Source organism: Rhodopirellula baltica SH 1 (assembly GCF_000196115.1).
Classification (GTDB): Bacteria; Planctomycetota; Planctomycetia; order Pirellulales; family Pirellulaceae; genus Rhodopirellula; species Rhodopirellula baltica.
Window position 1 is genome coordinate 5339755 of record NC_005027.1, and the last position, 20692, is coordinate 5360446.

Annotated in this window: 18 protein-coding genes and 1 tRNA gene; 3 read left to right on the plus strand and 16 right to left on the minus strand. The window is 55.8% G+C overall.

The window, feature by feature from the left end; all coding sequences use genetic code 11:
* Positions 1-398: 398 nt before the first annotated feature.
* The 12 genes from RB_RS20340 to RB_RS20395 form a co-directional block, all read right to left on the minus strand.
* Positions 399-2117 (minus strand): endo-1,4-beta-xylanase, encoded by a 1719-nt coding sequence (locus RB_RS20340; RefSeq protein ID WP_231845832.1) that lies wholly within the window; start codon positions 2115-2117, stop codon positions 399-401.
* A gap of 106 nt (positions 2118-2223) precedes the next feature.
* The gene (locus RB_RS20345; RefSeq protein ID WP_011122532.1) at positions 2224-3240 is read right to left on the minus strand and encodes a DUF6268 family outer membrane beta-barrel protein; all 1017 of its coding nucleotides are present in this window, start codon (positions 3238-3240) and stop codon (positions 2224-2226) included.
* Between the two features lie 25 nt (positions 3241-3265).
* Positions 3266-3347 (minus strand) — tRNA-Leu (locus tag RB_RS20350).
* A 147-nt stretch (positions 3348-3494) separates the two neighbouring features.
* A complete protein-coding gene (gene rplI / locus RB_RS20355; RefSeq protein ID WP_011122533.1) occupies positions 3495-4028 on the minus strand; it encodes a 50S ribosomal protein L9 in 534 nt (177 codons plus the stop codon).
* Positions 4029-4106: 78 nt separating this feature from the next.
* Positions 4107-4616, minus strand: coding sequence for a single-stranded DNA-binding protein (locus tag RB_RS20360; RefSeq protein ID WP_007339883.1), 510 nt, complete (start codon positions 4614-4616; stop codon positions 4107-4109).
* Positions 4617-4650: 34 nt separating this feature from the next.
* On the minus strand, positions 4651-5073 hold the full coding sequence (gene rpsF, locus RB_RS20365; RefSeq protein WP_007324824.1) for a 30S ribosomal protein S6: 423 nt from the start codon (positions 5071-5073) through the stop codon (positions 4651-4653).
* A 41-nt stretch (positions 5074-5114) separates the two neighbouring features.
* Positions 5115-5687 (minus strand): aminoacyl-tRNA hydrolase, encoded by a 573-nt coding sequence (pth, locus tag RB_RS20370; protein WP_011122535.1) that lies wholly within the window; start codon positions 5685-5687, stop codon positions 5115-5117.
* Positions 5684-6301, minus strand: coding sequence for a 50S ribosomal protein L25 (locus RB_RS20375; RefSeq protein ID WP_007324826.1), 618 nt, complete (start codon positions 6299-6301; stop codon positions 5684-5686). The genes pth and RB_RS20375 overlap by 4 nt, the downstream gene beginning before the upstream one ends.
* A gap of 198 nt (positions 6302-6499) precedes the next feature.
* Positions 6500-7483, minus strand: a complete 984-nt coding sequence (locus RB_RS20380) for a pyruvate kinase (RefSeq protein WP_164922290.1) — start codon at positions 7481-7483, stop codon at positions 6500-6502.
* Positions 7484-7501: 18 nt separating this feature from the next.
* Entirely contained in the window at positions 7502-8785 is a 1284-nt protein-coding gene (gene clpX / locus RB_RS20385) for an ATP-dependent Clp protease ATP-binding subunit ClpX (RefSeq protein WP_007324828.1), read from the minus strand.
* 435 nt (positions 8786-9220) lie between these two features.
* Entirely contained in the window at positions 9221-9577 is a 357-nt protein-coding gene (locus tag RB_RS20390; RefSeq protein ID WP_007324829.1) for an SHOCT domain-containing protein, read from the minus strand.
* Positions 9578-9720: 143 nt separating this feature from the next.
* Positions 9721-10671, minus strand: coding sequence for a sugar phosphate isomerase/epimerase family protein (locus tag RB_RS20395; protein WP_011122539.1), 951 nt, complete (start codon positions 10669-10671; stop codon positions 9721-9723).
* A 225-nt stretch (positions 10672-10896) separates the two neighbouring features.
* On the opposite strand from RB_RS20395, the gene RB_RS20400 reads away from it, so the two are divergent.
* A complete protein-coding gene (locus RB_RS20400) occupies positions 10897-12408 on the plus strand; it encodes an MFS transporter (protein ID WP_011122540.1) in 1512 nt (503 codons plus the stop codon).
* A gap of 161 nt (positions 12409-12569) precedes the next feature.
* Here RB_RS20400 and RB_RS20405 read toward each other — a convergent pair whose 3' ends face one another.
* On the minus strand, positions 12570-14072 hold the full coding sequence (locus RB_RS20405) for a methyltransferase regulatory domain-containing protein (RefSeq protein ID WP_231845833.1): 1503 nt from the start codon (positions 14070-14072) through the stop codon (positions 12570-12572).
* 137 nt (positions 14073-14209) lie between these two features.
* Between RB_RS20405 and RB_RS20410 the strand changes: the two genes are divergently transcribed.
* Together RB_RS20410 and RB_RS20415 are read left to right on the plus strand one after the other, a co-directional pair.
* Positions 14210-15517: a NupC/NupG family nucleoside CNT transporter gene (locus RB_RS20410; RefSeq protein WP_011122543.1), complete on the plus strand. Its 1308-nt coding sequence runs from the start codon at positions 14210-14212 to the stop codon at positions 15515-15517.
* A gap of 88 nt (positions 15518-15605) precedes the next feature.
* Positions 15606-16559, plus strand: coding sequence for a ThuA domain-containing protein (locus tag RB_RS20415; RefSeq protein ID WP_011122544.1), 954 nt, complete (start codon positions 15606-15608; stop codon positions 16557-16559).
* 422 nt (positions 16560-16981) lie between these two features.
* Here RB_RS20415 and RB_RS20425 read toward each other — a convergent pair whose 3' ends face one another.
* From RB_RS20425 to surE, 3 genes are all read right to left on the minus strand, one after another.
* On the minus strand, positions 16982-17443 hold the full coding sequence (locus RB_RS20425) for a DinB family protein (RefSeq protein ID WP_231845834.1): 462 nt from the start codon (positions 17441-17443) through the stop codon (positions 16982-16984).
* A gap of 155 nt (positions 17444-17598) precedes the next feature.
* On the minus strand, positions 17599-19809 hold the full coding sequence (locus RB_RS20430) for a dockerin type I domain-containing protein (protein WP_011122545.1): 2211 nt from the start codon (positions 19807-19809) through the stop codon (positions 17599-17601).
* Positions 19810-19921: 112 nt separating this feature from the next.
* On the minus strand, positions 19922-20683 hold the full coding sequence (gene surE / locus RB_RS20435; RefSeq protein ID WP_037201557.1) for a 5'/3'-nucleotidase SurE: 762 nt from the start codon (positions 20681-20683) through the stop codon (positions 19922-19924).
* Between the last annotated feature and the right edge of the window lie 9 nt (positions 20684-20692).

Here is a 20692-nt window from a genome sequence, read left to right on the forward strand (position 1 = left end):
ATCTACGTTCGAGAATAAAACATTTTTTGAGATCTTAGTGGAAGAATTTTCCGCTGCTTCGATCCCGGGAAAGGGACAGCACACTGAAATGAAGTACGCAAGTGATACGAAGATCAAATGGTGGTCGCTTTGCGTTGACGTCAATCCGGAACGTATCATCTTCTCCCTTGACCTTCCCGTGGGTGCTTCTTACCAGCCTGTCCGTGGGTCCAACGTAACGAACGAAGACCTGGGACGCAAGTTTTTCATTCTTTTTTTCGGGAGTCTTCCAGAGTAGGTGATTAAGCGAACCTCGTTGACCCTGGAGTCACATTTGTTTTGATGCGTTCAGTCAAGATCTTCTCCCACTCGTTTCTTTCATTCTGCCGGTTTCACTCGGCAGAATGGTTCCTTGCAACTCATTGGCCGATGCGGTGGAAGTACCAGACCTGGCTGGACCAATCCGCCGGTGGATGCAATCGAACCTCAGGGCCAGGCACATAGTCGCCGACTGAGTCCAGGCCTTGAGCCTCGCGGGTCAGAACGCCGTCTTCGGGTGCCCATCCGTTGACCAATCGAAAGCCACCGTTGCCGGCCGGAATGAAGAACCATTGCTGGCTCGTCCAAGCTTGATTGAGCGTCTGCATCCCGACGGTACCGCCAGGCAGAATTTGATTGGGATCTTCATTGGGGTCGGGTTGCCGAGTCAGATAGTCCGCCCCATCGCCCCACAGGTTGCGAATGCGATAAGCACTGGCATCAATCCGCTCCAGTTCCCACTTCAAGCTGGACCACGTCTCGGACTGATCGTCCAAGCGTTCGGCATAAACGTCGGTGCCCGGAACGAACTGGCCTTCCGAATTGGGTTGACCAAAGCGAGCCAAGTAGGACGTTTGCCAATCCCAACCGCTGGTCACTCGGTAGGTGTCGAAAGATCGATTCAGAAGGGTCGCCTGCATCTCCAAATACGCCAACTTCGGCGAGATCGGAACGATGCCATCGCCGCCTGCGATCGGCGTTGCAAACATTGATGTTCCGGGTGGAATCACCGTGTCGGAATATCCCGGTCGACGATCCGCCAAGCTCAATGTGAAGTCCGTGTCCTGCAACCACGAGGTCTCATCGGTGTAGTCCCACATCAAGAATGACTTGCACGCAGGTTGCTCGAGCGCGATCTGCAACAGGTTCGAAAACACGCGAGCCTGACGCTGCAGCTGTTCCTGCGATGGAGGGTTGCCCGCTGGGTCCTGCGTGTGAACCGCCGCCACATCACACTCGGTGATGAAGACCTGAAAACCCTCGTTGGCAAACCGTTGAAAGTTTTCGCGAATGCTGTCGTAGTTGGGTTCGTAGCGAAGGTCGAGCCAGTGGTTTTGAAAACCAACCCCGTCGATGGGAACACCTTGGTCTCGCAGTCGCTTGCACAACGCCAGCAAACGGTCCGATTTGTCGTTCACCGTTTCGGCGGAGTACTCGTTGAGAATCAGCAACGCGTTCGGATCGGCTTCGTGAGCCCACTCAAACGCTTTCGCGATGTAGTCCGGCCCCATCGCCGCGTACTCTTTGTAGGGCACATAGTTTTCACCGGTACCAAGCCCCATCCGAAGCCCATCGGCATCCATCACGTCGCCGTTGTCACCAATGACTTCGTTGACAACGTCCCACACCCAAACACCGCCGGACACACTGCTCGCCATCGTCGACGTGTACTGCTGCAGAACTTGCTCGACCTCTTCGTTGGGCAGGTTTTGGAACCAAGGCAGTCGAACATTCTCAGTCGGATAGACCAGCACGTGAGCGTGCACCTGCATGCCATTCTGAACGGCCCAAGCAACGTTCTGTGTGAGCCCCGACGTATCGATCGGCTGGTTGGGGTCGGTCCAAGGACCAAACGGCATGAACGCCTTCGCCGTCACCGCATTGAACTCCGATCGAGCCAGATCAAGGACCGGGGTGTTGAGCGACTCGGTGTCGTACCCGCCCATCACTCCGCCAATGGCGAAGTTGGGTGGAGCCAACTCTTTCAAACGATCGCCAGGAAATCCATCTTGTGCGGACGCCTGCCGATGGATCCCCACTGAAAGCGAAAACAAAACCAAGCAAGAAGCGAAGGACGATAGACTTTTTGAAGAGAGCATGATGCGTCGGTCATTGGAATCATCCGGAAAATAGAGATCCATCGGACCTCGCCTTCGCACAGATTGTAGACCGAGCCGATCAGGAATTCTCCGGAAACAACCCTGCTCAAAATTTCCAGTTCGCTTCGATGAACACCGCATCGTGCAGGTCGAATTCAATCGCATCCTGCTCGTACTCCAGCGATCGGTTGAAAACGTAGCCGACCTCCATTCCCCATCCCCGATTGCCCGTCACGAGCGTTTCGTAGCCACCGAAGACCCGAAGGCCATTCACGGTCAATTCATCACTTTGGCCGTCTCTGACGCCGCCTTCGCGGGTCACCGCCCACGTATTGCCACCGATTGAACCACCGACGAATGCCCAACCTTCCGCCTGGCCCGGATCGACCCACAATCGTCGATTGATTTGTGGTCGCGGCATCATCAAGTCAATTTTCCATCGCGGTGTCGGAGTCCAACTCAAACCAAACGCCGGCAAGACACCGAGGTCACTGCGATCGAAATAGACCGCTCCCAACGACAGGCTCAAGTCCTCACGGCACTGCCAATTGACCAACCCCAACCCAAACAACCGAAACGCGTTGTCGCTCGTCGTGAAGTCGCTCCGAACCGATGGCGTTGCGATGACGATGGTCGATACACGCTCGTTCCACTTCTTGCGATGAAACAACGTGACACCGGTGCTGTAGAGCGTCTCTGGGGCATCGATGCCCGACAGACCACTGAGATGGTCCGCCCGAAAGAATGGACGCACTCCGAGCAAGTTGTCGAGGCTTCCCAGAGGAATGCCTGTGCTCAGCCGGACTTCCCAAAACGTTTCGTCGAACCCACCAGACATCCCGGGGCCAACGGATGCATCACTACCATCTGAGAGATACCCACCCAACAATTCGCCGCCCTGGAACACGCCACGGCGAAAGTTCTCCAGCTCGATTTCAGGAGGCTCGCCAATGAGCCATCGACTGGGGTCATGCTCAATGGCCACCGGTTGAGACGGTGACACTTGCATTGGCGGCGTTTGAGCGTCTGTGGTCCCAGCGATGAACCACGACAAGAAACCGCTTAGAACGAATGATCGCGCGAAGCACATCGCGTGAAATCGATACCGTGTGGCCTCATCCATGAGGTTTCACTCGTTCAAATGGAAATAGGGCTGACAGGAATCGAACCTGCACTCCCGAAGGAACTAGATCCTAAATCTAGCGCGTCTGCCAGTTCCGCCACAGCCCCGTGGCAACCAGACTCAGGGCCTGATCGTGTCTCATTGCATTCCGTGCAACCGTTCGACATCAGAGTCGAACATCGGTGCACGGTTGCGTCTATCTCTTCTGGCGTTTTGCGTTGCGGATTGCAACGCCAAAAATGTCGCAGTCCAGATCAGCTGGCGCCTGGTTCGCCACCTTCTGCAGCAACGGTTGGAACGACCCAAACCTTCAGGCTGGCATCGACTTCGCTGTGCAGGTGAATCTTCACCGTGTAAAGACCCAACTCTTTCAAAGGACCTTCCAAACGGATCTGGTCTTGAGCCAACGTGATGCCGCTGGCCTTGAGAGCATCGACGATTTCGTGAGGACCGACGCTGCCGTACAAGTGACCTTCGTCGTTGGCGTTGGCTTCGATCGTGATCGACTGCTTGGCCAATTCGTCGGCTTGTTCGCGGTAGCTTTTCAGCTTCTCCAACTCGATCGCACGCAATTTTTCGCGGTGCTTCTCGACCATCCGTTTGTGGTGGTCGGTTGCGATCGTCGCCAAACCTTGTGGCAGCAAGTAGTTCAACGCGTAACCGGCTTTGACTTCGACCAAGTCGCCTTGGCGTCCGAGGTGTTCAACGTTGTGGATCAACAGCAGTTCGATACCGCCATTCTGGCCTTTTGGAAGCCGCTTGAAGTGGCTAGTCGCTGATTTTGACATGGTTCAGGGTCGAAGGATAAAGGGTTCTGATTCGGGATGATCGGAGGTGATCGAAAACGTCACGTGGCGGGTTGGTTGCTAGAACGGGATATCCGGTTCGTCGTAACCAGGGCCGTCTCCGGTCGGTTGTGAATCATGCGAGGAAGGAGTATTGGAATTGACGTAATTGGAACGTTGCGATTCGGCAGGAGCCCCACCGGAATTCGGTCGCGAAGCAGCGGGTCGTCCGCCTCCACCTCCACCACCGCCACCGGATTCACCTCGGCCGCCGATCATTTGCATGCGTTCGCCGATCACTTTGACCTTGGAACGCTTCTGACCGTCTTTTTCCCACGTGTCCTGTTTCAGACGGCCTTCGACGAAGATCGGTGAGCCTTTGGAAAGGTATTCACTCGCGACTTCTGCGGTGCGTCCAAACAGCGTGATCTCAAAGAACGAAACATCTTCGACCCACTGTCCATCGGACGCCTTGCGTTTTTCGTTGACTGCAATCGAAAACTCCGCGACGGCCATTCCGCTGGGCAAGTAACGCAGTTCGATGTCGCGGGTCAAATTACCCATCAACATCACGCGGTTAAAACTTGCCATGGTTGTGTCCTCCCGGAATTCGAATCAATCGCGATCAAGCATCGGCGGTTTCAGCAACCGCTTCGTCAGTGCTTTCGGTCGACTCATCGTCGGAACCTTCTGCACCAGCTGGTCCGGTGAAGTGTTCACCACGAGCGTTGGCGAGAATTGGCTCAACCAAACGAGGATCCAACTTGATGGTCAGTTCACGAATAACGGGCTCCGCCAGTGCGAAGGCACGAGCCAATTGAGTCAAATTCGGGCCTTCCATGCTGAAATAGATCAGGTAGTAGGTGCCCTTTTGGTGCTTGTCGATTGGATAAGCGAGCTTTTGCTCCATCCACATCCGACTGACTTGCACTTCACCACCGTTCTCGGCGATCAGCTCTTCGAGCTGCTTGGCGACGCCACCGGGATCGCGTGCGTAGTGATTGCTATCGAGGATGAACAGCGTTTCGTAAGTGTTGACTTTTGCCACGGGAAAGATCGCGGGAGGTGCGGGAACGGGAAAAAAATTGACTAAGTGCCGCTGGCGGCATTGTAACGGTTCATGGCTTCCGTCACTCCGTCGGCCACCCAACAAGCGGTGGCGTCACAGGAATGCACGATGGCATGTTCCATTTCTTCTAATTCGGTTTTGTCAAACTTGCCCAAAACATAATCAGACACCTGCCATTTCGCTGGCGGACGTCCGATTCCGATCTTTAGTCTCGCCCATTGTTCGCTGCCGAGGTGACGAATGATGTCGACCAGGCCTTTTTGACCACCAGCGGAACCAGATCGTCGCAATCGAACGCGACCGGTTTCGAGGTTCAAGTCATCACAAATGACGAGGATGTCTTCCGGGGAAAGTTTGTAAAAATCCATTGCCTTGCGGACACTTTGCCCACTGGCGTTCATGTATGTTTGCGGGCAAAGCACCAAAACCTTTTCGTTTTCGATGCGACACTCGCTGATCTCTCCCTCAAATTTGGTCGTCGGGGGAGAACCGACATACCGACGCACGAGGGCGTCGGCGACCATGAATCCAATGTTGTGGCGGGTTTGGTCGTATTTCCGACCAGGGTTACCCAAGCCGACGACTAACTTCACTCGTCCGCTTCGCCAGAGCCTTTGCTGATCACCTCAGGTTCTGCCAAGGCGTCGCCAGCTTCGGCGATTTCTTCGTCGCGTTGAGCTTCGATGTGCGCGATAACGACGTCAACGTCGGTGATCAATTCCACGCCTTCAGGAAGCGTCAAATCACCGGCGGTTTTGTGCTCGCCCACACCTAGTTCGGAGACTTCCAGAACCAAGTTGTCAGGAATCGATCCGGCTGAGCAACGAATTTCAACTTCGTGAACGTTTTCCAGCAGCATTCCGCCTTCGCGAACACCAACGGCTTCGCCGTGGAGCACGATTGGCACGCCCAATTCGACCTTTTCCTTCAGGTTGACCCGGATCAGGTCCATGTGCAGGACTTCGATGCCCAATGGATCCCACTGCATGTCGCTGACCAAGGCGGTCTCATCGACATCGCCGGACAGCTGGACAGTCTTGCTGTGGTGACGCAGCAGGCCTTTGACTTGTGCCGAAGGAACAGCCAAGTGTTCGTTGGCTTCGCCGTGACCGTACAGGACGGCAGGAACATGACCGTCGCGACGCAAACGGCGAGTGGCGGCCGTGCCGGTGGATTCACGTTTAGTGACTTGAATGACGTCCGTCATAACGGGGACCGACCTGGGCAATGAAAGTGGATATGGAAGGGGAAAACCGCTTTGAAATCGTGTTCGCAGCCATCATCGTTGAATCAAAAACGGCACTTTGAGAAGTGCGATTCCGAACACGGGGCGCGGGATTCCTGGCGGAGCAATTTTTCGAAGCACGGCAGTATGCCGATTTCCGGCCTGCCTGCAAGGCCAAAACTACCTGTTTTGCGTCTCCGATCCAGTCGCACTGGCAATCGCATCGTTGATCGCTTCCAGCATTCGACCCAGTGAGGCTTCGTCAAACGCTCGATTTCCCAAATGCTCTCGCAACGCGGGAGACCAGGAAACCTGCGTCTTGCCAGGCAATCGCTGCAGTGCAAATGCCCGGTCACTGGGTATCGCCCACGAGATTTCGTCGCCATCAACATGAATGGCACGATCCTCGACGGTGTCAGCCGGAATCAGATGAATCGGCATTGCGGACTCGATCGCCCACTGTTTTGCACCCGGAGGAGTGATTTCTTCGTTCAGCAACCAAACCGCCGTTGCCGTTCGACCGGTCGTTGGGTGCGTCCAAATCAAATGCCGCATCCGACGATCGACATGCTGACCATTGATCGCCATCAACGCGGTGACATCAAAAACGATCAACGACGTGGTCTGAATCACCACCATCGGCGGATCCATCATGGATTCGTTCTTGGCCAATACGCGACTGGCAATCATCCCCAAGTCCGCCCCGAGCGAGTCCGCTTTCTCCGATGTGACGATCGTCGGACGCTTGCCAATCATATAGGAATGCCCCAGCCCGACTTCGCGAAGCTGGTACTTGCCGTCCTGCTGAACAACCGTGGCCATGATCGCCAATCCAAACAGGCTGCTATTTTGACGAACCGTTTCGATCACGTCATCAACGTCGCCGTGGCTCAGCTTGGGTGTGCCAAGAAACAACAACTGATTGAATCGATCGCGCGGCATCGACTGTGCAACCAAACCGGCTGGCAAACGAACGACGCCCGAGTCCACGCCCCACGCCGCTTTGGCAAGCGGTTGTTTCGCAAACGCGGAATGCGAGCCGGCGATCAATATCAGCCCCGACGTCCCGACGACCAGGCCGCACCAAACGGCAAACGCCAAGCCAACCTGAAACAGGCGGGCTTGGCGATGCGAGTTAGATTTCAACGAATGGATTCGTATCATCAGATCATTCAGAGGTGCCTAGGCACTCTTGGTCGTTGGCATTTTGAACAAGTCTTGTTTGCCGGTCACGATCGCTTCGTCAATCGTGTAAACCTTGCCGGCTTCTTGTTCGGGCAAGTCATACATGATGTCCAGCATCACGTCTTCCATGATGCCTCGCAAACCACGAGCCCCGACGCCCTTGTCGACCGCTTTCTTCGCAATCGCATGCAAGGCTTCTTCGGTGAACTCGAGTTCGCAATTTTCCATCGCGAACAACGCTTGATACTGCTTGACCAAGGAATTCTTGGGTTCGGTCAGGACTTGAATCAGACCTTCCAAATCGAGCGGCTGCAGGTAACTGATGACCGGCATCCGACCAACGAGCTCAGGAATCAAACCGAACTTCAGAATGTCTTCGGTCTGGACTTGAGCGACCAATTCACCCGGAGTTTGCTCGTTGCGGACGTTGGCACCTTCGCCAAATCCGAGCGTGCGATGTCCCAGACGACGGCGAATGATCTCTTCGATTCCGACAAACGTGCCACCGCAGATGAACAGGATGTTGCTCGTATCCAGCTGGATGTACTGCTGCTCGGGATGCTTACGTCCGCCTTGTGGTGGAACGTTGGCGACGGTGCCTTCCAGCATTTTCAACAAGCTTTGCTGAACGCCTTCACCTGAAACATCACGCGTGATCGAGACGTTGCCGTTCGTGCTGCCGATCTTGTCGACTTCATCGATGTAAAGAATCCCACGCTGAGCGGCTTCGACATCGAAGTCAGCAGCGTGCAACAATTTCAGCAACAGGTTCTCGACATCTTCGCCCACATAACCCGCTTCGGTCAGCGTGGTCGCATCGCCGATGGCGAAGGGCACGTTCAGCATGCGAGCGAGTGAACGAGCCAGCAATGTTTTGCCGCTGCCTGTTGGTCCTGCCAACAGGATGTTGCTCTTCTCGATCTCGACTTCGCCGTTGCTGCCATCGGCACCATTGCTGAGTCGTTTGTAGTGGTTGTGAACCGCCACCGCCAAAACGCGTTTGGCCGAACCTTGACCGATGACATAATTGTCCAGGTGCTCGACAATCGAACGCGGCGACGGGATGTCGCTGAACAATGACTTGGACGGGCCGCGACGACGTTGTTCCTGATCCAGAATGGATTGACACAAGTCAATGCACTCGGCACAGATGTAAACGTCTCCGGGGCCTTCGACGAGGGGACCGACGTCACGGTAACTCTTACGACAGAAGCTGCAAAACGCATTCTTCTTCGTCGCTGCGCTGCCGCGGCGAGAGTTCGAAGTTTCCTTGGTGGGCATACACGACTCCTTACTTTTATGAGTCCAACATTGCGGGCTCGTCCCTCGGCGTCGGCGGATGACGATCAATGAGGTTTTCGCGGGCAATCGAGCGCCAACACCGTATTCGGCGTTCACGCTTTATTGTACGCGATTCCTCGCATCCACCGAACATTGAAGGCGCGTTCTCGCAAAAGAACTCGACACATCGAACGGATCGGCCACGACTCGAATGCTTTTCAACACCTAGCGACCCGAATTTGCATCCGGATCAACCCGCGCCGAAGGAACATCCTTGTCCTCGAAGCTCGAGCCACTCGTGGTTTGGTAATGGGTTTCATCGTTTGTCGATGATTGGTATGCCCGAGAATTGGGAGGGCGAACCATCGACGGTTTTGGGTCGCAACGAGATCGGCTGTGATCGACGACTCACCGTTTCTCCGGTGCCTTGTTCGTTCAGGTTCGCGATTCATTCTCGCCCTCTTCGTAAGAACGAGGAGGAGGGGAAGAATCGAGACCGGAATCGGCCTGGGAGGCTGAGGGAACCGGAGGATCAGTCGTCGAAGCGGAAGTTGACCGCGTTGCTGCTTGTATAGTTCGGAATTCCTCTTCGCTTATGTCACCTTTGCGTCGCATTTCTTCCAGGTTTGCGAACACTTCTGGGGTGTCTAGCTGGTCGTCAGTGTTGTAGTCGCGCAACCTTGCCAACACCCAAAATGCGAGTGCAATCAAGATGGCTAGAACCACTAGAGCAATGCCAGCCTGCACGGCCGGTTTTGCAATCACATCTGTCACAACCGAGACTTCGTTCATTGCTGCTGATTTGGAAGTTCGGCACCGCCTCCAACTCTCGCAAGAGTCCTTGCCGGTGCTCTTTGATCATAGGAGTGTCCCGGTTGGCCGGTCCACTTGCAATTGTCGCAAAAAACAAGGCTTTTAGGTTTCACAAATTCGTTTCATGTCTGCTCACAAGCCTGTCGCCACCATCGGCACTGCATCAAATGCTGCATTCCTAGACGCGGGATTCGCAACCCTTGTTCGCAGTGCCCTTCGACCCGAGCGACCAAGGGGCCGTCAAATCCCATCTTACCCAGTGTCTCGGTGACCCGGCGAAGTGTCAGTTCCCCGGTGCCAATCGGTGTGTCATCGCGTCCAACCGTCCCCAGCGGCAAATCGCGAGGCGGCTGCCCCGGCCAACGGTGATCGCACAAATACACGAGCTTCAGCCGTTCGGCGTTCCGCTGCAACCGAGCCCCCAACGGCATCTCGCCCGCCGAAACCATTTCGCCCAGATCCGCCGCGAGGCCCAAATTCACGCTTTCGGGAAGCCACTGGCACATCCGCTCAAATTCGGCGACGCTCGAGATCGCGTGCCCCGTCGCCGGCCGTAGCGCAATTGAAACGCCCCGCTGCTCAGCAAACGAGGCCAGTGATTCCAATCTCGATGCCAATCGTTCCAAATCCGATTCGCTCAATCCCGGTGAAAACTCGTCTCGCGGCCAAACTCCCGAGCCCAGAGTCAAAACGGTGCCCGGCAATCGCTCGGCCATCCGAATCCAGTGCTCACACCAATCCAAGGTTGCCTGACTGCAATCGGCATTCGAATCCGCCAAAGAAGGCATCGCCGCTTTTTCGCGATCCAGCACAAACGACGACTCGGTATCGATCACGACCCGGCAACGATGCAAACGTGCCTCATCCAGAAAACGATCCCAGGAGTCGCTCTCTGGGCCGCGAGCTTGGCTGGACAAGGTCCGATCCGCCGCCAGCCCCTTCTCCCAGGCCAAAATCCCTCTTCTCGGCCGAACCGCGACGCAGCGGTATCCCATCGACACCAAGGGTTCGATCGTCGAGACCGGATCGTGCAGCAACAACCCGCCTGTGTGGTAACCCGGCGTCATCGGCATGATGGTAACCTTGCGTCTCGAATCATCGCTCCCTTTCGGTGGCTCCCAAACGGATTCATCTGGAAGTGAACAGACAAACCTCGAAGAATGTGCGAATGGCTCCGCGTCCAACGGGCACTTTGCTCGGTAGACGGCAATCCATCTTCCGAGCCGCACCGCTCAAAGCTTTGCTTCCGTTCACGCTCTGTCTTCGCTCCACTCGCTTTCCACTGTAACTGAATCTCCATGTCAGATTCTCCCACCGCGTCCACCGCAGCTGACAACCCGTACGCGATCGGTGACGCAGCAGTGCCCACCGAATCAGATCCCGCCGGCGTCCAGCCCAAAGACGGTCCGATCGACTCGCTCAGCCATCCCTCGTTCGTTGGCTTCATCGCGACCCAATTCTTTGGTGCCTTCAACGACAACCTTTTCAAACAGTTGTTGCTGTTGCTGGCCATTCCCACTGCCGTTGCGGCCACGGTCACCGAAACCAACCTCGTCGATGGCGCCGTGGCAGTCGAAGTCTCCGAGGACCTCGCTGGTGCACCAGCGGCCAAACCATCCGGCGGAGGTGACTTGCAAGGGATCGCCACAGTCGTCTTCGGATTGCCCTTTGTTGTCTTTGGCGGCTTGGCCGGTTACCTGGCCGATCGTTTCAGCAAACGCACGATCATCGTAACCAGTAAGGTCGCCGAGATCGTTGTCATGGGACTCGGTCTGCTCGCGTTCCTCGCCACGCCCATGATCGGATTCGCGGGACTTTGGATTGTGCTGTTCTTGATGGGGCTGCAAAGCACATTTTTTGGGCCTGGCAAATACGGCATCATGCCCGAGATGTTGTCGGGCAACCAACTCAATCGCGGCAACGGTTTGGTTCTGATGACTACCTTCATAGCGATCATCATCGGCACCGCGGTCGCCGGCCCGCTGAAGGATTCGATCGTGCCGGCGGGAGTCCCACAAATGGAAGCCGCCTCGGGTTTGTGGATCGGTTCGCTGGTGTGCGTTGGCATCGCAGTTGTTGGAACGATCACCAGCCTCTTGATCATTCGTCTGCCCGCCGCGGATCCGACCTTGAAACTCAAAGCCGAATACTTGGCGGTCCCGAAAGCGATGCGGACGCTTCTCAAAAAAGACACACCACTGTTGATCGCGTTGCTGGCATCGTGCGTGTTTTGGTTGATCGCAGGCCTGACGATCCAAGCCGTCAACTCGCTCGGTAAAACTCAGCTTGAGATATCTGACACAAAGACCAGTTTGATGGTGTCCTTGATCAGCGTCGGAATCGCCGCCGGTGGCGCCGCCGCGGGTGCACTGAGCCGCAAACTGTCTGACCGGGTTGTCATTCAAATTGGTATGTGGGGCGTCGTCGCTTTCTGCGCCGTGCTCGCGATCTCGTTGCCCGGCGGCCGACACCTGCTCGGCTTTGGCGGTTCGATTCCCGTGCTAATGCTGCTCGGCGCCTCCGCCGCATTTTTCGCGATTCCGATTCAAGTGTTCCTGCAAGCCCGACCGCCTGAGGAACTCAAAGGCCGCATGATCGCGGTCATGAACCAAGCCAACTTTTTCGCGATCGTGATGTCAGGCGTGCTGTATCAAATCCTCAACACGATCCTGACCTCCGCTGATCTGCCGCGGAGCACCGTGTTCGGCGCGATGGCGGTGTTGTTCCTTCCCGTGGCAATCTTCTATCGTCCTTCGCTTGAGCGAACGATTTCGCCAGTCGCCACGCCACCGACCACGCCCGCCAACTGAAGAGGTCGTGCAGTTTTGAAGTGCTGTGTTGCCAAGCGTTTCTCATCAGCCTCCCCCTGGGAGGGTCGAGCGAAGCGAGGGGAGGGTGAAATAAAACGGCACGACCTCTGAAATGGAGACGGTGGCCTGCCTTCGGGCACGCGTCCGCCTGTTCAATCGTTTCATCCGACCAACAATGCCATCGCAGCGAGACGTTGCAGGTTGGAAGTCATCTTTGAATTCACCAACGGTCGCAGATTCTCTTCGCCGGTGATGACTTGTTCTCCTTCGACCAAACCACCGTTGGCCATCGCATAAGCGATCATGCTCTCGATCAAACTCGCATGGTCCGATTGACCATCGCAGCACCGGACCAAATGAGCCGTTGTATCATCCAGTCGAATCGGTTGGTGACGCAGATTTGTCACGGTATCACCCAGCAAGACTTGTTCTCGTGAAAGCGCCGTGGCACGCGGGTGGGAAGAAACTTCGCGGCACGCCTCCGTCGGCGATGCACTGACCGACACCAATCCGACACATACCAAATTGAATAAATCGGCTTTCAAAGTCGCGATCGAATCAGGTTCTTGAGAATCAACGATTGCGCAGAGTTCTTCGCATCTGATCGATGACGGGTACTGATCGACCAAGCGACCGATGGCAGCTTGGGTCACGGGATGATCAACGGTTCCGCTCAACCCGTTCGAACCGGTGATCTGATCCCCTTCCAGCTTGGACGAAGTCACAAAGTGCATCGACTCCATCGCAGAGGACTGAAGCTGCTCACTGACGGCAACCGAGTCGCGACACAACAATGTTTGCCGAAACGTTCGACGACGAAAGAAGTCCAGCGTTTGGGCTCGGCGAATTTTTGGCAGCGACGCCAGCGCCGATGCGACATCGGGACGAACCTGTTCGTAGGTTGAATCGCCCCAGTCCGCCTCGGCGATGGTTTGCAAACAATGCGAGGCTGCTTCGGTCGCGAATTCGTGAAAGTAACAGGGCCGATTGGTGTCTTCGAATTGCTCGTGTGAGATGTAGGCTTCGTTGGCCTGATCGAGTGCCTTGAGTTCTTCTTCCAGGGCCACTCGGTACGCTGATCCCTGCGGAACGTTTTGCGCAACCGAGCTCAGCAAAGCCTTACCATGTCGCAGTCGCGTCTGCGGATCCTCAATTCCATCCGCGTGATATCGCATGATGTCGCGGGCCATTTGTCGCTGATGCCAACCTGGATAAGTGTTGTAGCTAATCAGCGCGACTCCGTTGTCAGACAAACGCAACTGACAAATCGCCAGGATCGCTTGCCGGGCTTCTTCGGGGACCCAGGAATAAGCACCATGCGCGATGATGTAGTCAAACCGTTCCTCATCGCTATCCGCTTCCGTGACCCAATCCTCAATCCGTCCGTGGTGCAACTGAATGTTCGATAGACCGAGCTTGCCAATCATCGAGTTGCCCGTTTTTACGTGACCGGCGGCTAAATCGATTCCCTCGAAGTGACTGTTCGGCAACAGTGTTGCCAACGAGATCAAATTACCGCCTGGACCACACGCCAATTCCAAAACACGGCATGACTCCGGCGATGGTGCATTCACACCGTGCAGCCGAGCGATCGCGGCCATGTTGCCAGGAAGAGTCGCCGGATGAATGAAATCGGGATACGGGACTTTGTCGTAGTTGCTCATCAACTTCACGATGGATGGAGAGTGATCGGCCGGGACGCTGAATCTTTCGCATCCTTGGATGATGCTTCCGGATGATATGATCGGCGACAAAGTTTATCACGGGCGATATTGATCGCAGACCATGCTTCCTGATTCTGGTGCCGCAGTTGAACGAGATCTTCCCACGATTGGTGTGCGGCTTGGGCATCGTCGTGTTCGTGACACTGGCGTGGTCCATCAGCACCGATCGACGACAATTTCCGTGGCGGATTGTGATCGGCGGCCTGCTATTGCAATTCACTCTGGCTGTTCTGGTGCTGCAAACCGACCTGGGTCAAAAAACATTCAAACACATCGGCGATGGCTTTCAGAAATTGATGAGCACCGTCGATGCCGGATCGGGATTTTTGTTTTCCACCGGTGCAAACAACCCACTGGGCGATTCACTGCTGGCAACTTTCGCGTTCGGCGTCTTGCCGACCGTGATCTTCTTCTCTTCGCTGATGAGCGTTCTGTATCACCTCGGGGTCATGCAGCGAATCGTTTGGGCGATGGCTTGGGTGATGAAGTTCTCCTTGAAAACGAGCGGGCCAGAAACATTGGCCGCTGCGGCGAACGTGTTCGTCGGTCACACCGAAGCTCCTTTAGTCGTCCGTCCGTACCTGTCGAGGATGAGCCGCAGCGAACTGTGCGCGATGATGACCGGCGGATTCGCGACCGTCACGGGAGGCTTGCTGGGTGCGTACGCAAAGATGGGCGTGGACATCAGCCACCTGCTGACCGCGTCAATCATCAGTGCGCCCGCAGCTCTCTTGATCGCAAAGGTCATGGTGCCGAACACGCCAGAGGAATTGACTGCCGAGCGTTCGAATAGCAACCAAAAGGTCGCCGACGACGCGATGACGCTGAAGATCGAACGAACGCATGTGAACGTCATTGCGGCGGCGGTCGAAGGCGCCAGCGATGGATTGAAGTTGGCACTCAACGTGGGCGCGATATTGATCGCATTTCTCGCCCTCATCGCACTGATCGATTTGCTGCTTGGTGGCATCTGCACAACCTTCGGCTGGGTGGACTCCAACAAAGATCCCCTGGTCACTCTTGGCGTGATCCTGGGCTACGCGTGCTGGCCACTTGCTTGGCTGCTAGGAATTCCCACCTCAGAATGCCGAGCGGCGGGCGAACTGATCGGTCTCAAAACAGTCGCCAATGAATTCATCGCCTATCAACAACTTGGCCAACTCGTTCAGGCGGAAGAACCCACCATCAGTGCACGCACCGCGACGGTGTTGACGTATGCCCTGGCCGGATTCAGCAATTTCGCCGCGATTGGAATCCAGGTCGGCGGGATCGGCGGATTGGTCCCCGAACGAAAATCCGACCTGGCCTCCCTGGGACTTCGAGCGATGTTCGGTGGGTTGCTGGCGTGCTGCATGACCGGTGCCATCGCCGGCATGATGCTCTGATACCAACGAGGGGGTCAGACCTGACGACGCCGAAACGGACGGTGAGTTATACTGCGGGTTCCTTCCTTCCAACCCTCCCGCACTCCGAGTGAACACCTTGAACGTCCGTCGTTTGCATCTCATCCCTGCCCTGATTCTGCTGTTCGTCGCGACCGCCGTCGTGCCCCAAACCAGCCTGGCAGAAACTCAAAAACTCGTCTTGGTCGCTGGCAAACCCTCTCACCCGCCCCGAATGCACGAGTTCAATGCAGGCGTGCAACTGCTGGCTGATTCCCTGAAAGACGTCGAAGATTTGGACGTCGAAGTGGTCCTGAACGGATGGCCCCAAGACGAAGCTATCTTCGACAACGCGGATGCGGTCGTGTTCTACATGGACGGTGGCGGACGCCACGAAATTGTCCAAGAAGAAGGGCGTCGCCTGAAAATGATCGACGAGTGGGCCAAAAACGGAGTCGGCCTGGGCTTCATGCACTACGGCGTGGAAGTCTTGACCGATCAAGCCGGCGACGAAATGAAACGCTGGATCGGTGGCCACTATGAACACCAGTTTTCATGCAACCCAATTTGGGAACCCACTTTCGCGGTCTTCCCCGATCACCCCGTCACCAACGGGGTCCAACCGTTCCAAGCCAACGACGAGTGGTACTTCAACATGCGTTTCTTGTCAGGCATGCCCGGCAACGAAGCCAAAGAAATCGATGGCCTTCAATTCCAACCGATCCTGTTGGCCAAACCATCCGACGATGTTCGTGATGGCCCCTACGTTTACCCCCGAGGCCCCTACGCTCACATCCAAGCATCCGGCGGCCGAGCCGAAGCGATGATGTGGGTGGTCGAACGTCCCGATGGTGGTCGCGGATTCGGATTCACCGGCGGTCACTTCCACGACAACTGGGGCATCGAGGACTATCGCAAAGTCGTGCTCAACGCGTTGGTCTGGACCGCCAAAGGCAACATTCCCGAAGACGGCATCCAATCCACCGTCAGCAAGGAACAATTGGATCAAAACCTGGACCCCAAGAAACCTCGCAAGAAGAAATGAGCAGGCAGCCCAGGAACGATTGAGTTTCATCTCGTAGCCGCTTGGACGTTCGCCCCGCTTCGAAATCGTGCAGTTTTCGAGTGCCGCATTTTGGCGGACTTCTGCATTTGAGAACCTCTCCTGAAACGAAGTTTGGGGAGAGGTCGAGCGACGCCGTTCAGGTGAACGCGAGGGTGAGGGCCGGGCATGGGAAGCGATGCGCACTCCCCTCCCGGAATTCTCGCTGAACGCTCGCATTCCGACCCTCCCCAACAGCGTTCAGGAGGGTGACTTCAACCTTGCGAGCACAACACTCAAAAACAGCACGCCTCCTCCGGGAAGCGAGGAGACTTTTTGTTTTGCCGGATCAGCCACCAAGCTGTTCCGGCTTTTTCATGCCCGAAGAGCTTTATGCCAATTTGTCTGAGTGTCCGAACCGACGTTCAGAACATCACCGGTTTGCCACATTCGCGGCGAACAGGAACGACCTGCCCAGCGTGCATCATCGGGTGAGTCCCGATCAGGATCATCATGTCGCCAACGGTCGGGCAAAAAGCTCGCATTTGTTCTGGCGCTGGATCATCGAGTTTGGACTCGTCCATCGCTTCGAGAGCCGCCAACGTGTTGGCACGAACCTTGGTCATCAGCTCCAAGTATTCCGCTAACGTGTTGAACTTCGATGCGTCATCGCAATCCACTTTGTCTTTGTGATGGGCTTCTTCAAAGCCTTCGGGCAATTCCGTTTTGAACTCAGGAAACATCCCGCCCAGCATCATGATTTCTGCGACAACCAAGTGTCCGATTTGCCATGCCAGATGGTTGCACCCCTTTCCAGGTCGACGCATCAGATCCGCGTCTTCCAGGTCGCCGAGATAGCCTCGAAAGACCATGTCGCTCAAATTCATTGTCGACCGAATCGCATCTTTGACGTGCACCGCAATCACCCTCGTTTGAATTGGAGTTGGCTCTCCGAACTGGACGAGGCTGGATTGAATCGAAACGAAACCCAGCGAGCCGACGGGGTGAGTCTAACCCATCCAACGCGACTCGAAACCGCGGCTCAAGCGAGACAACTGGCGCCAATTTCTACAAAGACCGAATCCACCAACGCTGGTGCAAACGCGGCAGATGAAGATTCGAAGAAGTCGTTGTCGTGCGCGTGATCGTGCTCCGACTCGTCGTGATGCTCATCTCCGTGGTCATCTTCATGCTCATGCTCGTCGTCATGGTGAGCATGATTGTGATCAGCCAAGCGAACAGAAATCACTGCGGGAACAAAGCCACCAAGCTGTGTCTCACTGGGTTTGTGCGGGCCCATTTCGTCGGCACGCGTTGCACCAGATTCTGCAACCGGCGGCGTGAAAGCCGTTGCCGAAGAATTCGAAACCGCCGCCCCCTCGGAATTTCCAGATGCCGGACCGGACAACGTGTTAATGACTCGCAACGCGTCCAATGATGTCACTTTCCCGTCACCAGTGACGTCATAGTAGTTTCCCTGTTCCAACGCTTCGTTGCCGATATTAATTTCAGAAGCACCCGCTGCGTTCAACGCGTTGATGACACGCAAGGCATCCAATGCAGAGACTTCGCCATCCCCAGTCACATCGGATGGTTGAAGAATGTTGGTAGGACTGTCGTTGTTGATGGCTTGGAAACCAGCGGTCGATGCGATTTGATATTGTTCGGCGGTCGCACGAGCTTCGAAACGCAGCACGTAATTTTGGTTGGCTGACAACGTCACGGACAACTCACCCGCACCGTTGTATTGACCGACTGGTTGCAAATTTTCATCGAGCACAAAAAACGCTTCTGATGACGCCGCCGATCCGACTTTGGTCACATTCAAAGTTGTATTCGCGGAAGCACGAAACAAGTACGCAACTGGTTGATTGTTGCCCGGGACCGTGATGGCGGTGCTACTGAACTCGGGCGAGTTCAATTGCGTCTGTCCGACCGGCGATCCGTCGTCATCCAAAATATTGACCGAGGTTTCCGTGTTCGCTCCCAGCTTGGCGGCAGTCGAATCGACCAGACGAATCGTCAACGACTCAAGACCCTCGTTTGTACCATTGTCGACCACGTTCACCGTCATCGTCGCGGTGCGTTGACCGGATGAAAAATTGAACGCCGCTGGCGTGACGGTGTAATCCGAAGTTGCCGATGCCGTTCCCGAGATCACCACGGGCACCGAGATACTCTGAGAGGGCGCGGCTGATAAAGTCGCACTGACCGAAACCGCGCCTGCAGATTCCGGAACGGTTTGTTCCGTGGTTGCGATCTGAACCGTTGGTCGGGTGTCCGGCGTCAGTTCCCAACCAATGTCATCCAAGATCGCGAAATCCAGATCGCTCAACATCCCGTCAAAGTGACTGGTCATCGTCGTTGGCACAACATCGCGAACCGAGCTGGCCAAGTGGCTGCTGCCGTTCATCGGAATATTCGCGGAACCGGGAAAGATCGCATTGGCATTCGGGCCTGCGAAACGGCCGCCGGCAACATATCGGCTGAACGACGGAGCCGTTCCAAAACCCAACACGTGTGCAAATTCGTGAGCCACCACCGCACGGAAGTCCGACTGGCCCGGCTCGCCGGTATCAACAGCTCCGAAATTCCAATCCACGTCGCTTCGCGTATCGATTGTGATTGCACCAACGACCGGTGCAAAATCGCTGGGCGTCGAAGCCGCAGCACCCGTCTCACCGCGAGTGGTCAGGTTGCTGATGAATGCGTTCGCCTGATTGACGCAGGCTTGATCGGGACAGTTGTATCCCACACCAAATGAGTTGTAGCCCCCCAAACCACGAGTCAGCCCGGTCAAGTTGTTTCCACGAACGTACACCACAATCTCATTGGCCGCCGCACGAAACGATTGAGGCAGCGAGGTCAGTGCTCCCGTCCGCGGATCGAGCACCGCGGGCTGCCACTGAATCTCCGATCGACTCGGCGGATTGACCGCGGCCAACGTATCGTTGAACCGGTCGACCACTTGGTTCACCACTTCCTGCATCACCGCTTTGGCTTGCGGATATCGAGTCGTGAAAAAATTGCTGCTGTCCAGTGAGAAATCCAACCGGACTTTGAGGACACTTTCGCCTTCTGCTTCGCGACCAGAACTCTCTCGCGAAGAAACGTCTTCTGCTGCGGCCAAAGCGGACGGCACCGAAACCTCTCCCCAGCCATCAGGATTATGTGGACCGATCATGGAATCGGCAGCCAACAAGCGTCGATGTTCCAAGTTTTCAACGCGAAGGCGTCGGGAAGAGTTCTGCATGCATCCGGCTCAAATAGAAAAGCAGCGTGTCGGTCTCATTCGTCCCGCCACGCGAAAACATTCTACGGGCCGGCCAACTCGAATCGAGACGCGCAAAACGAATTGAGTGGAATCACGGACGCAAGTTCCAATCCTTCATCTCGCTTAGAAGATCATCTCGCGTCAAGTTGAAATGCAGGGGGGTTAAGGTCACACACCCCTCGCGAAGCTGGGTCACGTCGGTCATTTCCGCAGGTGGCTTATCGGGTTGTGTCCACAGTGCCCAATAGTAATCACGTCCGCCGGGGTCCTGACGTTTTTCATAACGTCGTCCGTACTGAGCCAATCCCATCGGCACGACTTTCACTTCGCTTGCAGATTCCGTCGCAGCAGTCGGCACGTTCAAATTGAACAACCCACCTCGCGACTCTTCATGACGAACGATTTCACCGATGACATTGCGAGCGATCACCGCCGCCGCGTCGAAGTCGTTGTCGTCCGAATTTTCTAGCGACACAGCGACGCTGGTCACGCCAAAGAACGCGCCTTCAATCGCAGCCGCGACGGTGCCGGAATACAGCACGTTGATTCCGGCGTTCAGTCCGTTGTTGATCCCGCTGACGACCAAATCAATGGGTTCATCGACGAACAACTCAGCCAAGGAAAGCTTCACGCAATCGGCCGGTGACCCTTCGACCGCCCAAGCCCAATGAACACCATCGCGATGAATGGATTTTGGAACCAACGGGGTCAGATAGGTGATCGAATGGCCAACACCACTTTGCTCCGTTGCCGGAGCGACCGTGATGACCTCGCCCAAGTGACGCAGTTGTTGACGCAGTGCCGCCAGACCTGGGGCATGAACGCCATCATCATTCGTTAACAGAATTCGCATGAGAAGTGT